Source organism: Butyrivibrio sp. AE3006, from assembly GCF_000424165.1.
Classification (GTDB): domain Bacteria; phylum Bacillota; class Clostridia; order Lachnospirales; family Lachnospiraceae; genus Butyrivibrio.
Window position 1 is genome coordinate 201,071 of record NZ_AUJJ01000002.1, and the last position, 17,228, is coordinate 218,298.

13 protein-coding genes are annotated in these 17,228 nt (G+C 40.3%); 10 read left to right on the top strand and 3 right to left on the bottom strand.

What is annotated here, in order from left to right; translation table 11 throughout:
• The first annotated feature begins 141 nt into the window (after positions 1-141).
• The 5 genes from G603_RS18980 to G603_RS22740 all read left to right on the top strand — a co-directional run bounded on the left by G603_RS18980 (position 142) and on the right by G603_RS22740 (position 6,140).
• On the top strand, positions 142-2,415 hold the full coding sequence (locus tag G603_RS18980) for a glycoside hydrolase family 95 protein (RefSeq protein WP_051207384.1): 2,274 nt from the start codon (positions 142-144) through the stop codon (positions 2,413-2,415).
• A 496-nt stretch (positions 2,416-2,911) separates the two neighbouring features.
• On the top strand, positions 2,912-3,958 hold the full coding sequence (locus tag G603_RS0102660; protein ID WP_026669227.1) for an SPFH domain-containing protein: 1,047 nt from the start codon (positions 2,912-2,914) through the stop codon (positions 3,956-3,958).
• Complete coding sequence (locus tag G603_RS0102665; RefSeq protein ID WP_026669228.1) at positions 3,959-4,333, top strand: hypothetical protein; 375 nt, start codon at positions 3,959-3,961, stop codon at positions 4,331-4,333. It abuts the gene before it with no gap.
• A gap of 19 nt (positions 4,334-4,352) precedes the next feature.
• Entirely contained in the window at positions 4,353-4,772 is a 420-nt protein-coding gene (locus G603_RS0102670; RefSeq protein WP_026669229.1) for a TM2 domain-containing protein, read from the top strand.
• Positions 4,773-4,997: 225 nt separating this feature from the next.
• Positions 4,998-6,140, top strand: coding sequence for a YARHG domain-containing protein (locus tag G603_RS22740; RefSeq protein WP_026669230.1), 1,143 nt, complete (start codon positions 4,998-5,000; stop codon positions 6,138-6,140).
• Positions 6,141-6,273: 133 nt separating this feature from the next.
• Here the strand turns inward: G603_RS22740 and G603_RS0102680 are convergent, their stop codons facing one another.
• Complete coding sequence (locus tag G603_RS0102680) at positions 6,274-7,080, bottom strand: Cof-type HAD-IIB family hydrolase (protein ID WP_026669231.1); 807 nt, start codon at positions 7,078-7,080, stop codon at positions 6,274-6,276.
• Between the two features lie 158 nt (positions 7,081-7,238).
• On the opposite strand from G603_RS0102680, the gene G603_RS0102685 reads away from it, so the two are divergent.
• Positions 7,239-8,798, top strand: coding sequence for a GGDEF domain-containing protein (locus G603_RS0102685; RefSeq protein ID WP_026669232.1), 1,560 nt, complete (start codon positions 7,239-7,241; stop codon positions 8,796-8,798).
• A 42-nt stretch (positions 8,799-8,840) separates the two neighbouring features.
• Positions 8,841-9,695: a PHP domain-containing protein gene (locus tag G603_RS0102690; protein ID WP_026669233.1), complete on the top strand. Its 855-nt coding sequence runs from the start codon at positions 8,841-8,843 to the stop codon at positions 9,693-9,695.
• Positions 9,696-9,773: 78 nt separating this feature from the next.
• Here the strand turns inward: G603_RS0102690 and G603_RS0102695 are convergent, their stop codons facing one another.
• Together G603_RS0102695 and G603_RS0102700 are read right to left on the bottom strand one after the other, a co-directional pair.
• A complete protein-coding gene (locus G603_RS0102695; protein ID WP_026669234.1) occupies positions 9,774-11,105 on the bottom strand; it encodes an MFS transporter in 1,332 nt (443 codons plus the stop codon).
• Between the two features lie 90 nt (positions 11,106-11,195).
• Positions 11,196-13,178: a hypothetical protein gene (locus G603_RS0102700; protein ID WP_026669235.1), complete on the bottom strand. Its 1,983-nt coding sequence runs from the start codon at positions 13,176-13,178 to the stop codon at positions 11,196-11,198.
• Between the two features lie 170 nt (positions 13,179-13,348).
• Between G603_RS0102700 and G603_RS0102705 the strand changes: the two genes are divergently transcribed.
• The 3 genes from G603_RS0102705 to G603_RS0102715 all read left to right on the top strand — a co-directional run bounded on the left by G603_RS0102705 (position 13,349) and on the right by G603_RS0102715 (position 17,117).
• Positions 13,349-14,989 (top strand): ABC-F family ATP-binding cassette domain-containing protein, encoded by a 1,641-nt coding sequence (locus tag G603_RS0102705; protein WP_026669236.1) that lies wholly within the window; start codon positions 13,349-13,351, stop codon positions 14,987-14,989.
• 105 nt (positions 14,990-15,094) lie between these two features.
• Positions 15,095-15,964, top strand: a complete 870-nt coding sequence (locus G603_RS0102710) for a phosphoribosylaminoimidazolesuccinocarboxamide synthase (protein WP_026524016.1) — start codon at positions 15,095-15,097, stop codon at positions 15,962-15,964.
• A 268-nt stretch (positions 15,965-16,232) separates the two neighbouring features.
• Positions 16,233-17,117 (top strand): glycerophosphodiester phosphodiesterase family protein, encoded by an 885-nt coding sequence (locus tag G603_RS0102715; protein WP_026669237.1) that lies wholly within the window; start codon positions 16,233-16,235, stop codon positions 17,115-17,117.
• The last annotated feature ends 111 nt before the right edge of the window (positions 17,118-17,228 follow it).

Below are 17,228 nucleotides of genomic sequence, written 5' to 3' on the forward strand. Positions count from 1 at the left end.
CAGTTTGTGTCTCTTCAGCGAAATCTTCGCAAGAATGAACAACGAAACATCAATAATTGTATTTACTATATACATAATATCATATAAAATCATCAGATAAAATCGTTTAATTATACGTATATTTCTTATCGGAGGATTGGCATGAAAAAACAGGATATTTTAACGTTTACAGAAGGAGCGAACAGGTGGGAGGATGCGATTCCTGTAGGGAATGGATATTTAGGTGCCATGGTCTACGGCCATACATCAAGGGACAGAATTCAGCTTAATGAGGATTCTCTGTGGAACGGTAAAGGGTTTGACAGAATAAATCCTAAGGCTTTAGAGAAGCTTCCTGAGATAAGAAAGCTTATTTTCGAGAGAAAATTTAAAGAAGCTGAGAGACTTATGCTTTCACACATGATTTCTTCACCATCAAGCATGACCAATTACTCCACGCTGGGTGAACTTGATATATCACTGAATCAGGAGCAGGCTTTTCCTGACAGATGGTTCCCTGAATCGGACGCAGAAAAATACAAGTCAGAGCTTGATATGATGAATGGAATTCTGACCATATCTCATGAAGAGAAAGGAAAAAGCTATAAGCGTGAAGTTTTTGCCAGCTATAAGAAAAGAGTCCTGTGTGTTCATATAGAAAGCGATAAGGAAAAGGCAATAAATCTGGATGTTGCCTTAAACCGCTATCCTTACAGGGATGAAAGGGTTCCTGATGACAGAAGACCAGGCAAGTTTTTAAGCGGTGGAATATGGGCGGCTCCCAGGTGCGACAGAATTTATACTGAAAAGGGAAGACTTTTCATGGAAGGTAATGAAGCAGGAACTAAATTTGGGGCAGGTATTTGCCTTGTAACGGATGGTACCGTTGAAGACTGCTATTCAAGGCTTTCTGTTTATGATGCAACTGAGGTTACGATTTATCTTGCGGCCCTTACGGATAACAGGGCTGAGGATTATAAGGCTGAGATTGAAAGATTTCTGGATGGTGCTTTAAAGAGCTCATACAGCGAGATAAAGGCAGAGCACATGCAGGATTTTTCAGGCTTTATGAAGAGGTGTTATCTTGACGTGGCTGAAGATGAGCGGGCATCTAAGTACTTTAGCTATGGAAGATATCTTTTTGTATCTTCCAGCAGAGTGGGATCAAATGCCATGAATCTTCAGGGTATTTGGAACTACGAATTCGCGCCAAGCTGGGATAGTAAGCACACCCTGAATATAAATCAGCAGATGAATTACTGGCCGGCAGAGGTCTGCAATCTGTCCGATCTTCATGAGCCTCAGTTCGACCTTCTTGCAAGGCTTGAGAAAAATGGTGAAGAATGTGCCAGGAAGATGTATGGCTGCCGCGGAATGGTATGCCATCATAACACGGATTTTTACGGTGACTGCGGAACACAGGATGTTTATCCTGCTGCTACGTTTTGGGTTGTAGGCGGAGCCTGGCTTGCCATGCATATCATAGAACATTACAGATACACTCTCGATAAGGAATTTTTAAGAGAAAAGTATCCGCTTTTAAGGAAAACAGCGCTGTTTTTCGTGGATTTCCTAATCCCGGATGAAGAAGGATATCTTGTAACCAATCCCTCCTGTTCTCCTGAGAACCGCTTCGTCACAGAGGAAGGCTATGATACTCCTCTTTGCGCAGGCCCTGCCATGGACAATCAGATAATAAGGGCACTTATGAAGGCGATGCTTGAAGCAGCAGATTTACTTGAAATAGATGAACCTCTTAAGGCAGATTTCGAGAATATCATTTCAAAGCTAAGACCAGATGGAATAGACAGCACAGGGAGACTGCTTGAATGGGCAAAAGAGGAGAAGGAGCTTACTCCGGACATGGCTCATGTATCCCATCTGTACGCTGTATTTCCCGGGGATGACAACACTGAGAAGACACCCGAGCTGTTTGAAGCAGCGAAAAAATCTCTGCTTTTCAGAATAAAGAGCGGCGCAAACAAAAAGGAGTGGCCCGGTTCATGGCAGCTTGCGCTTTTTGCCCGCTTTAAGGACAGTGAAAATACAGACAAGAGCCTTCAATATCTTCTTGATCATTCTCTTACAAAGAGTTACCTCAACGCAACAGGAGTTTTTCAGATTGATGCAAACATGGGAATCCTCGCCGGAATGGCAGAGTGCCTCATCCAGAGCCATGACGGCATAACCCTTCTTCCTGCCCTTCCTATAAGTTGGAAAAACGGAGAGGTTCACGGCTTAAGGGCAAGGGGAGATATGACTGTTGATATTAAATGGGGGAATTCGCAAATCACTAAAGCAACAGTTGTATCAGGCCACGGTGGTAAGGTGATCTTCAATCATGAAATGCCACAGACAACACTTCCTATAACAAAAAAGGAAGGCGGATTTGAAATCGACCTTCCTAAGGGTGAACCTGTTGAGTTAGTGTTTTAAAATGATAGAATTAACTGAGATTTTAAGTTTAGTGAAACAAAAAATTTGAAAAAAGCATAATATAGATAGTCATAGAAGGTCACAGATTTCATTAGTAAGTAGTGTAAATATTGGGGGATTAAGATATTTTTTTATAAGTTTCTTTTCTCCTTTGTTTTGGACTGTTCATACAGAAATTGCCGTGAGAGTGGAATTTAGAAAGTCTTAATGGAGAAGAGTTCATTGAGACTTTTTATAATGCATTGATACGGCATTAACCGAGAGGAAGTTCTCATCCTCTTTTCTTATCCTCCATTCCATGTTGTAAACAACATAACATACCAAGCGGGCAGTCAGAAGGAGTAAAAATAATTAAATCTATTTTATAAAAATATGATAAACACAGTATTTATACAAATTTCATAAAAGTTATTATCGCTGTATGGTATATTTATAATTACAAAGGATAATCATACAAAATTGGGCAAAGATCATATTTATGGAAGGAGATGATCCTATGGCTATTATTGATGTAGTAAGGTTTGATGGATTAAGAAGCCGGGATTGGCTTATATATAAATATCCTTCTGAACAACTTGTTTTAGGGACACAATTAATTGTACAAGAAGGACAAGTTGCAATCTTTGTAAAAGGTGGTTCAATAGCAGATATTTTTTATCCTGGGACACATACGTTAACCACAGAAAATCTACCTATATTAAAGTCCTTAGTAAACCTTCCATTTGGTGGAAGGACTCCTTTCAGTGCTGAAGTATATTTTGTTAATACAACGGTAAGATTGGATATCAATTGGGGGACAATTGATCCTATACAACTTGTGGATCCCAAGTATTTTGTAAAACTGCGCGTTAGAGCTTTTGGCCAAATGGGACTAAGAGTATTGGATGTTTCTGTATTATTCAGGGAAGTGATAGGAGGAATGCAGAAAGCTGACATCGTAAAGTTTGACAAAATAAAAGAGTACTATAGAGGAATTCTTGTTATTAAAGTTAAGTCTGCAATTGCAGATGCGATTATTACAAATGGCATTTCAGCGCTTGAGATTTCAGCAAAATTAGAAGAGTTGTCAGGTAGAGTTAGGGAACAGGTGACCCCTGAATTTGAGAGATATGGTTTTTCTGTAGCCAATTTCTTTATTCAGTCAATTAATTTCCCTGATGAAGATTTTGATAAAATCAATTCAATTCTTGAGGATAAGGCAGCTTTTGAGCTTATGGGTGATGGTAGATATGCAACTAAGAGATCATTCGACGTTTATGAAGGGGCTGCAAATAATAAAAATGGTGTGGCGGGTGCTTTTGCTGCGGGAGGAATTGGGTTAGGAGCAGCTATGAATATGGGCGCTTCTATGGGGCAAACTGTTGGAAATCCGATTCACAAGGAAGAAATGAAAATATGTGTATCATGTGGAAGTTCTATACCAATTAAGTCAAAGTTTTGTCCTGAATGTGGATTCAAAAATGCAGAGATCACTTGTGAATGTGGTAATAAACTGGCACCTGGGACAAAGTTCTGCCCTGAATGTGGAAAGAAGGTGGAGTAATTGGGAAAGAAATGGTTAACTTTTTCGATATCACTTTTCATGGTTGCATTCTATTCGCTTATTGTGATGTACACGCTATTCTTTGTTCTTCATATTAAGACATTAGAAAATTATCCAATAGCGCTTATATTTGAGTGTATAGGAATTGGATTACTTGCATTTTACATTTTAGGGAACACAATGTGGAGACCGCTAAAAATTGGTTATTTTGTCCCTTTGGTAGTAGTCACAGTTTTTTATGTAATTTGTTTGAATGCTGTAAATATGGCACTAATTAGTACATTAAGCCAAGAAGTGTTTGTCTTGACAAATTTAGGAATACTGTTTGTTTATTGTTTAGTTTCATTACCCATGTATGTGATGGGAAAGAGATAAAAACAAGGAGGGTAAAAAGATGTCAGAGAATGTATGTCCGCAGTGTGGTGCTCCGCTTGATCCTGGGGCTATTGAATGCAGATTTTGTGGTGAAAAACTCGCCACACAACAACCATCTCAGGTTGTGCAAATGCAGCCGCAAACTAGCACAGTTCAACCTCAAGTGATTATTCAGCAGGCTGCTCCGCAACAGGTATATGTATCGGGGATTAACCCATCATGGCCTATCAAGAGTAAAATTGCTGCTGGATTATTAGCTATTTTCTTTGGTGGAATCGGAATTCATAAGTTCTATCTTGGCAAAATCGGTATGGGAATACTGTATCTTGTTTTTTGCTGGACTGGTATACCTGCTCTTCTTGGCTTGGTAGAAGGTATAATTTATCTTTGCTCAAATGATGAGAACTTCCAATTGAAACATCATGTAAGGATTGTGTAATGCGCAAGGCAATTAAGTTTATATATTGGCTGATGATGTCTGCGTTATTCTTGCTTTTGGTAAGACGCGAACGAAGAATCGAGCAATTAAGGCATATAGATTTTGAATGGTGGCAAAAGAATTACTGAGAATGTATGCCTACTGTTGAGACACAATTAATCCCAAGACAACAGAGTGCAGATTTAGTGGTCATTATATATGTGAATTTTACGATGGAGTCATTATATGAATAAATTTTTTTCGATAATGATTATTATTTCAATGTTTATTGTATCAGGGTGTAGTGCTTCTGATGTGACAGATCAAATTGTCAATGTATCACAGGCAATCGATGAGCATGTGCTGGGGGTAAAAAAAGGACATCCTTATTCACATCCGGACATTACTTATGAGCAGGCCTTTGAGAATTTCTTTGGCGCACCAACGTGGAAATATTTTGTGGGAACAAAAGATGGTCCAGATGATGATGAAGATGGAAAGCCGGATTATACTGAGGATAATGTTGATATAGTAGAATTTACTGGATATTGTACTTATTCGAATGTTGAAGTGAAAGCATTACTTCAGTTTACTTTAAGTAAAGATGATGATACTTTTGAGGCAACATATCTTTCATTTAATGAAGTTCCTCAATCAAGTCTAATTATGTATGCGCTGATTGAAAAAGCATTTGACGAATATCAGTCTACGCATAAAACAGAAACATCCGATACAGAAGCAAAAGAAAATTCAGTACCTGAATCAACATATACAGAAGAATTGGTGAATGAAGCTCCTTCTGAGCAAGTGGCTACGCAATCCATGAATTATTCTAGTGACGTTGATTATGATGAACTGCAAGATACAATTATGATTTATTATTCAAATTATTATGGTACTAATAATGTTGCGGCTGCGATTGATCATGAGGATAATGATTCCGTAACCATATGGCTTTATGATCCATATGCGACAACAACTTCTACAACTTTAGGATTTTATGACTATAATAAAAATACTGGAGAATGGACAGATAGTATAACTGGAGAACCACTTGATTTTGACGCTGCGGCTTCGAATTATGAAGAAAATCTTGCAGCAAGAAGTGGCTATTCAGAATATATTTTGTGGTATAGTAGTGATGAATATCTGACAGAATCAGATTTGTCGTGGCTTTCTGCTAAAGAATTAACATATGCGAGAAATGAAATATATGCCAGACACGGCTATGTTTTTAAATCCAGTGAATTAAATAATTATTTTTGTGGTTTGTCTTGGTATGAACCTGATCCTTATTTTGATGGGACATTACAGGGGATAGAAGAAAGTAACGTTGCCTTTATTAAGAATTATCAGGAACAACATAACATGATGTATAAGCCGAACTGACAAGCAAAATCAAATAATGAAAATTTGCAATATAAAGCAGTAGATCAGATTGATATGATCTACTGCTTTTTTACAAGAATAAAGTTAGTAACACCTGGCTATTCGATTTTAGAGAGATAGCATTTCGCGTGTCTTACAACGCCCCAATTAAAATAGGTGCAAGTCCGTCGTTATCATTATCGGTTTCGGTGATGATATCGGCGGATTTTTTTACTGCGTCGATGGCATTTTGCATGGCAACGCCAAGGCCTGCAGCTTGTATCATGGAGATGTCGTTTTCTTCATCGCCGGCTGCGATTGTGTCAGCGATTGAGATTCCAAGGTGATCTGCCAATCTTGTTACTGCGCTTCCTTTTCCTGCCTCGGAATTAAAAATCTCCAGATAGTAGGGATTTGAATAAAGGAGAGTGAGTCTGTCACCTCCAAGATCTTCAACGGCAGCCTTAAAACGATCGCACTTAGCCTTATCGTGAAGTTCTATGCCGATTATCTTGCAGGGCTCTGCTGTAAGGTCAGAGCAAATGTCATTTGTAACCTTGTAAGGTGTCTTGATGACCCTTCTGTAGTAGGACAGCTCTTCATCCTCAGCGGGAGTGATGATGGTATCGTCATTGTAGGTGTGTACGTGCATGCCATGCTCTTTTGCCAGGGCGAAGATCTGGGATACGAGCTCGTAGGGAATGCCTGATCTGAAAACATCCTTTCCTGCATCACAGTCGTAGATCTCGGCGCCGTTAAAACCAATCAGATAGCTTCCGGGGAAAAAGAGGTTGTTCTCTCTTTGCACTGCCTTGGCACTGTCTATGGCACGGCCTGTATTGATGGCAAAATGGTTCCCGGCAGAGGTGAAGCGAATAAGGGCATCCATTGTCGCAGGGGATACTGTCTTTTCCTTTGTTAATAAGGTTCCGTCTAAATCAGTGAAAAAAATCTTACTCATAATATCTCCGTAAATAAATCAAAAACACTTTTTGCATTATATAACGACATGTACGCTGTGTAAAATTTTATTTTTTTATAAGACTTCGTTTATTTTGATACTATTTTTAGAGAATATAATGTAATCATGTTAATGTACCATTATGGGAGACTCCGCTTATGAAGAAAAAAAGTGGTCTTTTTATAAGATTCTTAATTATATTCCTGCTGTTCATCATAATTACTATTGTGATCAGTGCTGCTGCCACATATTCCATTCAGAACAACACATACAGATTGCAGCAGGAGCAGCGTATAAAGGAAGTCACTCAGTGTCTTGCAGGATTGATCGACAGGGATGCAGATGAATTCGGACTGATGCAGGAATACTTCCTTGCTAACCATGAGAAAATAATTATTCCTTATGATTATGATGGTAATTATATTCCTGCAAGGGACGAGTGGGAAAATATATTCTCCAGCCAGTATCCGGGAGAAATATTTGGGAAAACAATAAAATTCGGGGATATGTCAGATGAGGCCAAGATAGCCTTCACTACATATAAATACGAGCAATGGCTTAATACATTCGAGAAATTCAACGAGATATTCGGCACCGAGTATGTATATTACCTTGTACCGACAGATGCGCCGCCCCAGATGTACTATTTATTTGATGGCCTTCGCACTGAAAAGATAGTAGATGGCAAGAGCATAATGGAATTTGATTTTGATGTGGAGGTGCCAGAAAACGAGTATCCCAAGCTTTGGGAGACCTATCGTACCCGCATGAGCCCTAATGGCTATGACTCCTACGATAATGAGTACGGAAAGACCTATGGATACTACACACCGCATATAGTTGACGGCGAGCTAAAGGGAATTGTCTGTGCGGACATAACCGTTAATTCAATGAACAAGGGAATCGTAGAAAGCACAATGCTTGAAGTCGTGCTTATGGCTATAATTCTCGTTACCTGCATGTTTTCCATGCTGTGGTTCATAAACTATCAATATATCCTTAAAATCAATAAAATGCAGAAGTATATGGATGAGTATGCCGAGAATAAAGAGGTTTCCGTTGCTGAAAAATTCGAGGAGTTAAGTGACGGTAAGCACGAGATTGCTTTTCTGGCAAGAAGAACCGCTGCCATGATAAAAGAGCTTGATGACTACATGGAGAATCTTACCAAGACCTCCAGAGAGCTTTTCTTCACAAAAGAGCATGCTGCAGAGATGACAGAGCTTGCGCACAAGGATGCTCTCACAGGAATCAGAAATAAAACAGCGTATGATAAAGAGATAATCAGGCTGGAGCGGGAGATTCTAAGGAATCTTGAAGTAAAATTCGGAATAGGCATGATAGATCTGAATTTTCTTAAGAAAATCAACGATACCTATGGTCATGACAAAGGAAATGCCGCTATCATCAAGCTGTGCGATATTGTATGTAAGATATTCTGCCATTCACCTGTTTTCAGAGTGGGCGGAGATGAATTTGTGGTCGTTTTATGGGGAGACGATTATAATATAAGAGAAAATCTGATTGCGGAGTTTAAGGGAAAACTTGAGGAGTTTGCAAAGGACGACTCATTAGAGCCTTGGGAAAAGATTTCTGCCGCAATAGGTGTGGCCGAGTTTGACGCAGAGATAGATCACAGTGTTGATGATGTGTTCAAGCGGGCAGACGGGCTTATGTATGAAAATAAAAAAGAGATGAAGGCCATGAGAGAGGGCTAAGGATTCCTGGTCAAAGGCTTTTGTCGATTTAACGGGGGAAGTATGAAAAAAGTAGATCTTCACACACATTCAACTGCATCAGATGGGACGTTTTCGCCATCTGAGCTGGTAGACCTTGCTGTACAAAAGGGGTTGTCTGCTATTGCCCTTACCGATCACGACACCGTAGACGGACTTGAAGAGGCAATAAGGCATAGCGAAGAGAATTATCCTGATTTTGAATTGGTTCCCGGCATCGAGTATTCAACAGTGCGAAACGGTAAGGATGTCCACATCGTGGGTCTTTATATTGATTACAAGGATGAGGAATACAGAGCAGGACTTCAGGAATTCATAGATTCGAGAACCCGCAGAAACAGGAAAATATGTGAAAAGCTCACAGATGCGGGAATGCCTGTTACCTACGAGGAACTGGTGGAAGCCAATCCCGGGGCGGTTATTACGAGAGCTCATTTTGGAAGGCTTCTTTTGGCAAAGGGTTATGTGAAGAGCATAAGCGAAGCTTTTGACAGATTCATAGGTGACAGATGTCCCTGCTATGTGCCAAGAGAAAAAATAACACCGCAGATGGCCATAGAGCAGATACTTAAGGCAAAAGGAGTACCGATTCTGGCTCATCCCGTTCTGTACGGACTTGGAAAAGATGCCATGGATGAGCTTGTAGGTGAGATGAAAGAAGCAGGAGTCGTTGGAATAGAAGCGCTGTATGCCACATATACTCCGCAGGATGAGCGTGATATGAGGGCTCTTGCCACGAAGTATGACCTTCTTATAAGCGGAGGATCGGATTTTCATGGATCCAACAAACCGCACATAGACCTTGGAACAGGAACCGGCCGCCTTTGCATACAATATGATTACTTAGAGAAAATAAAGGACTATAAAAGAAAGAGTTAAATAGAATTAGAATGAAATTCTGATACAGTGTAAAAAATAAGCCCGCAGGAAAACACATCTTCCTGCGGGCGTGTTATATTAATCATCTACATCGAAGTTTTCAAGAATGTGCTTTTTCTTTGGAGGCTTGGTATCGCCATGTCTTACCATTATCATGGTGATGAATGCAAGGCAGGAAAATACAACTGCGTAAGGAAACAGCGTTCTGTAGGATACATGCTCAAGTAAAAAGCCTGAAAATATCGGTGTAAATACCTGAGCTGCCATTGAAAACGTATAGTAAAGACCAGTGTATTTTCCAATAACAGAGCTTTGCCCCATCTCAACAACCATGGGATAGGAGTTGACGTTGATGGCCGCCCAGCCAATTCCGATCAGTGCAAAGTAGAAATTTAGTACTGAGTTGTAGCTTGGCATAAGTGCAGCTGCCAGGTAGCAGAGAGTCATAAGGGTTACACCCAGAAGTATTGTGAGTTTTCTGCCTATCTTTGCAGAGAGAATACCGATTGGAAGATAGGCAAAAACTGCTGAGATTGTCGCTATCATCAGACAGTCGGCATAGGCTCCGTTGTGCAGATCCCAGACCTCTGTAACATATCTTGAGAATGCCGTGGTAACGGCGTTATATGCGGTGAACCATAAAAATACGGATAAAAGAAGGAAGGACATACTTCTTTTTACATCCTTTGGAAGAACTTCTTTTACTGATCCATCGGAGATATCAGGGTTGGATTCTGCCAGCTCTTTACTGATGGAACCTCCTTCGCCGTCAAAATCGGGCACATTTTCTCTGACCTTGGTTATAAGTTTGTTTTCAGGAATCGTAATGAACAAAAGAGCAACAGTTACAACCATAAAAATAACAAGCGACAACATGAGCGGTATATAGTTGGTATCCGCTTCATTTGCTGCGGATTTAAGCAGGACCTTGATCATAACAAGGGTGTATACTGCGCCGAGAGTTCCCATCAGGTTGATGATGGCGTTGGCCTTACTTCTGTGTACCGCAGGTGTCAGCTCCGGCATCAGAGCAACAGCAGGAGATCTGTAGGTTCCCATGGACAGAAGAAGGAATAGCAGGATCACTATGAAAAGTGCCAGATTATCTGATATGTGAGCTACATAGATTAGTAGGAACAGCAAAACAGCCGATGCTCCTGTACCTGCCAGAATAAAAGGCATTCTTTTACCGATTCTGGTATTTGCTCTGTCAGAGAGAGTACCGAACAAAGGCAGCATGAATAGTGCAAGTACATTATCAAGTGCCATGATCACGCCGGTCCAGGTCTCGCCCAGTCCGAAGTGGTAAGTTAGTATCTTTGGGATTTCGTTGTCGTAGAACTGCCAAAAAGAGCAGATAGACATAAATGCCAGACCGATCAGGATAGTTCTTTTGTAATTAAGCTTCATATTATTTCTCCTCCCAATCTTTATTATAAACGATTTCAGGGGCAAAAAGTGAATTTTGCCCCTGTTTGATAATACAAATTATTATATTTTTTACATCATATTCTGTTTTCCTTCGATGACTTTTTCACCTGCAGGGAGAGCCTTGATAACATCAGAGTGTTTGCCCTTGGAAGAAGCTTCCTTTTCACCGTTAATTTTTTTATTTAATGTAACGATGTTGGTCTCCTTGACGGGTGCTTTATTTACTTTATGGTTTGCAAGTGGATATGAATATTCCATTTCTCCAGTCTTGGCCTTGAGCATACCGTCTTTGATAGCGGTCTTTATTCCTGCCATAAGAGCAAGAGTCATATCATCAACGTTCTTTGCATTGACAGTGGGAAGCTTGTTTGTGTCATCAAGCTTCGCTTTATCTACATTCTTAAGTCTGAACTCGACCTGATTTTGGAATCCCATTGCATCCATAACTGCCTGAACATTTACAGGTGTCGGTTTTAGAGAAAATGTTCGCTCGAAAAGCTTTGCGGCTTTCATGGTCTGAAGCTGGTATTCCTGATCAAGCTTAACATTCATGATTTTTTTCTTTTGTTTATCATCCACATTGAGCTTTTCAATTTCTTTCTTGTGTTTATCAAATATATCAGTGGCGTTTGCGGCCATAATTTCACTACGCAGAAAAACTTTGGCAGTCTTACGTTCATTAAAGCTTTTCATCATTAAATTAAGACCGCCCTCCTTAAAATCAATGAGATTACTGCTCTCAATTGTACCAAGGGCTTCTTTGTCCTTCCAGGCAGTATTTACAATATCTGTTGCCTTATGGGCGTTTCTCTCACGGAAGTATTGCTTGGGAAAATCTATTAAATTAGCTGCCATACCGGCATAGTTGGCTTTCTCATTGTCTACGAAACTTTTTATATCATCGCGTTCAGGATTTCCGATTGATTTTTCAATTTCTTTAATCTTTCTATTATGATCATCGATACTCATTTCGATGCCGGCTACCTTTTCTATGGCGGAATTAAGTTTGTTCTCTGCCATTTTCAGGGTATTTGCCTTCTCTGCAAGCGCTTCCTTATCAATCTGATACTGATTATAGGTCTCAAGCTTTGTATTATAATCATTCATGCGATTGATATAATCTTTGCTGTGAGGAGCAAGACCTATTGCGTGGAAAAACCTTCTCCATCTGCTTTTTTCAACGGGCTTACGGGGCATGGTGATTTCCTGGGGATATTTATTAAAATCCTTTTTTGCGTTTTCGTGAGCATCGTATGCCTTCGAATGCTCATCCAGTGCTTCCATCTGTTCAGCAGTGGCAGTTTCCTTCTCCTTTGTAATATCATCGAGAATCTTTTTCTCTGCCTTGTATTTATCTACAGCTTCTTTGTTCTGATTTATCTGTTTATCAATTTCCTTGTTGTACTCAAGGTGTGATTCCTTATCAACGATTGCATGAATATTGCCTTTTTTGTCTGCAAAATATGCAGGTACTTTATCGACCTTTGAATTGAAGGTATTATCAAAATTCTTCAGGTCTTTGTTGTTATATTCTGCAAGGTATGCGTAAAGGAATGCAGCCATGGCGCTGCCGTAGCCTTTGGCTTGATCATTGGCAAACTCTTTTTCAGCAAGCTCCTGCACGTTTTTATTGTTCAAAAAATACTTTTCGGTAAAGGTTGTATGCTTTCCATCATCGCCCTTAATCATGATGTTGTTACCAACTTCAAGCATTTCCTGAACTGTTGGAACTTCTGAACCAAGACCGTAGGGAGTAAGCTTTTCTCCAATAACATATGCCAGCCTGGCACCGCTGACTGTTCCGTCATTGAAGAAATTAATAACGTTTTTGTCTTCTTCGGTAGCTTCTGCTCCGTTTCCGAAGGCTTTCAGAAGGCCATCAAAGTTTTTGGTGACTTCTTCCTTGTTTCTTTTGATAATATCGTCGTCATAGATGGATTCAATATGAATAACGCTCATTTTAGAGCTATAGGGAGTGTTCTTGATTTTTACGTCATTATAATCTCTATCATCCGCGAAGGTTGCATCAACCCCTTCAAGTTTATCCGGCATTTTTATATCCTCCTTCAAAAAATTTCCTTTACAAATGTATATATGCATCTGCTTAAGAAATCCCACGGTAAAAGTTTTATTTACATTGCTTTTTTTTTATACATCAAATATAATACGTAAGTTGATTACATTATTATTAGTAGAAACACGATCGGAGGTAGTTTTTCAATATGATCAGTGCAAACAATGTCACATTAAGAGTCGGCAAAAAGGCTCTGTTTGAGGATGTAAATATTAAATTCACAGAGGGCAACTGCTACGGTATCATCGGTGCCAACGGCGCAGGAAAATCTACTTTCCTTAAGATATTATCAGGTAAGCTTGAGACCACAAACGGAGATGTAGTAATAACTCCAGGTCAGAGACTTTCTTTCCTTGAGCAGGATCACTTTAAATATGATGAATTCACTGTTCTTGATACAGTAATCATGGGTAACGCCCGTCTCTACGAGATCATGAAGGAGAAGGATGCTATCTATGCAAAAGAAGATTTCACTGATGAAGACGGAATAAGAGCCAGTGAGCTTGAGGCTGAATTCGCTGAGATGAACGGATGGGAAGCTGAGTCTGATGCAGAGAGCCTTCTTAACGGACTTGGAATTGATACAGAGTATCATTACAAGCTTATGAGCGAGCTTGACGGTAATCAGAAGGTCAAGGTGCTTCTTGCAAGAGCGCTTTTCGGTAATCCGGACATCCTGCTTCTTGACGAGCCTACCAACCACCTGGATATGGATGCTATCGCATGGCTTGAGGAGTTCCTTATCAACTTTGAGAACACAGTCATCGTTGTATCCCATGACCGTTATTTCCTTAATAAAGTATGTACACATATCGCTGATATCGATTACAGCAAGATTCAGCTTTATGCAGGTAACTATGACTTCTGGTACGAGTCTTCACAGCTGATGATACGTCAGATGAAGGAAGCTAATAAAAAGAAGGAAGAGCAGATCAAAGAGCTGAAGGAATTCATTGCAAGATTCTCTGCTAACGCAAGTAAGAGTAAGCAGGCAACATCCCGTAAGAAGGCTCTTGAGAAGATCGAGCTTGATACCATTAAGCCTTCTTCAAGAAAATATCCTTACATCGATTTCAGACCTGAAAGAGAGATCGGTAACGAGGTTCTTACAGTAGACGGCATCAGCAAGACTATTAATGGTGAAAAGGTTCTGGATAACATTTCATTCGTTGTTCAGCATGATGATAAGATTGCCTTTGTGGGTGGTAACGAGCTTGCAAAGACCACACTTTTCCAGATTCTCACAGGTGAGATGGAACCCGATGAAGGAACCTATAAGTGGGGCGTAACAACATCACAGGCTTACTTCCCCAAGGACAACTCACACGAATTTGATAACGACTACACTATCACCGAGTGGCTTACAGGCTATTCCGAGGTTAAGGATGTAACCTATGTCCGTGGATTCCTCGGACGTATGCTTTTCGCAGGTGAAGACGGTGTTAAGAAGGTTAAGGTATTATCAGGAGGAGAGAAGGTTCGCTGCATGCTCAGTAAGATGATGATCAGCGGTGCAAACTGCCTTATTTTCGATGAGCCTACCAACCACCTTGATATGGAATCAATCACAGCTCTTAACCAGGGTATGATCAAGTTCCCCGGAGTTGAGCTTTTCGCCTGCCGTGACCACCAGGTCGTACAGACAACAGCAAACAGAATAATGGAGATCCTGCCTGACGGCTCACTTATCGATAAGCGCTCTACTTATGATGAGTATCTTGAAAGTGATGCAATGGCAAGAAAGCGTACAGTATACAGTACTAACGAAGAAGAAGATAATGATGATTGATCCATAGATCAACTTATCATATATCCTTCCATGAACTTTGGAAGGAGTCCTGCCCGGCAGGAAAACTAGTTTAAACATTGCGCAAAGCACTGAAGGAGGAGAATTATGCAGGAATACAGTCCGGTAAAAGAGGGTAAGGTCAGAGAGATCTATGATGTCGGGGATGCACTTATTATGGTTGCTACCGACAGAATCTCAGCTTTTGATGTAATCCTCAAGAACAAGGTAGAGAAAAAGGGCACAGTCCTTACTCAGATGTCAAAGTTTTGGTTTGATTACACCAAGGATATCGTCAGTAATCACATGATCAGCACAGATACTGCTGACATGCCTGAATTTTTCAGAAAACCGGAGTTTACCGGCAACAGTATGCTCTGTAAGAAGCTTACAATGCTCCCCATCGAGTGCATCGTACGTGGCTATATTACAGGAAGTGGCTGGAACAGTTACAAGGAGAACGGAACTGTATGCGGCATCAAGCTTCCAGAGGGACTTAAGGAATGTGACAAGCTCCCTGAACCCATCTATACACCTTCAACCAAGGCAGAGATTGGCGATCATGACGAGAACATCGATTTCGAGCGCTCTGTAGAAGTCCTTGAGAGAGACTTCCCGGGACACGGTCAGGAGTATGCAGAGAAGCTTCGTGATTACACGATCGCTCTTTACAAGAAGTGCGCAGACTATGCTCTTACAAAGGGTATCATCATCGCTGATACCAAGTTCGAGTTTGGCCTTAATGAAGAGGGTGAAGTGGTTCTTGCTGATGAGATGCTCACACCTGACAGCAGCCGTTTCTGGCCTGTAGAGGGTTACGAGCCCGGTAAGTCACAGCCTTCCTTCGATAAGCAGTTTGTTCGTGACTGGCTTAAGGCTAATCCTGAGAGCGACTACAATCTTCCTGCAGACGTAATTGATAAGACAATTGCAAAATATGAGGAAGCTTACGAGCTTCTTACAGGTAAAAAGCTCTGATATTTTATGACTTTATTCCCCATCGGCTGACATAAAAGCAGGTGGGGATTTTTACGTGGTGAGTTAATACCTTTTTAATAAAGTTAATGAAGGGTTAATAATAAAAATATGTTGCATAATGCTAAACTATATAGGGCAGAGAAAAACAATTTTTGCAAATTGCACTAAAAACTCTTGACATTTTGAATTTTGCTCTTGTCAAAAAAGACATAAGATATTAAAATATCATGGGCGTCTAAGTAAGACCAAATAGCAGGAAGTGTGAAAAATGTTTTTAAAGATTTTACTAATAATCATTGTGGTTTTAATCATCCTATATTTTCTCGCAATTATGCCCGGGATGAGCAAAAAGCCGATATCCCATGAACTGCTAAAACAGAATTTATATGCCCATAGAGGCTTGCATGACAATAAGTCAGAAGCTCCCGAGAATTCAATGGCTGCTTTTAAGAAGGCTGTTGATGGAGGGTACGGAATTGAGCTCGATGTTCAGCTCACTAAGGACGGAGTTCCGGTAGTTTTTCACGACTTCACACTGGCAAGAGTTGCCAGATATGAAGAGGGACAGATTCCTTCAGATGCTGTAAGGAATGAGGACGGTTCTCTTGGAGTAGCCGGCAAGGTCATCGACTACACCTATGAGGAACTGCAGCAGTTCCATCTTATGGACTCCGATGAGAAGATTCCAAGGTTTGAGGATTTCCTTAAACTGGTTGATGGAAGGGTACCGCTTATTGTAGAGCTCAAGATTGAGAGATTTGACTTATCAGTTTGTCAAAAGGCCTACGATCTTTTGGAAAAATACAATGGAGTTTATTGTATCGAATCCTTTAATCCGCTTGGTGTTTACTGGCTTAAGAAAAACCACAGCGAGATATTAAGAGGACAGCTCTCTGAGGAATTTTTCCACGAGATAGACCAGGTAATGCATACACCGCTTTATTTTATGCTTGCATTCCTGATTTTCAATTTCCTCACAAGACCTGATTTTGTGGCTTATAATCACAAGCATGCAGGTAATCTGTCAAGGACATTGTGTCACAGCCTTTATAAGAATACGGCTGCAGCGTGGACTATTAAGAGTCAGGATGAGCTGGACAGGAACAGAGAGAAGTTTGATATTTTCATATTTGAGGGATTTATTCCCGCTTAATTTTTGGCCTTCCCGGCAGGATTCACCAGGAGGCGTGTAAAAGGATAATTACTGTGCCAGAGCATGGATAATTATAAATAGTAACATAAATGGAAAGGGATTTACCGAATC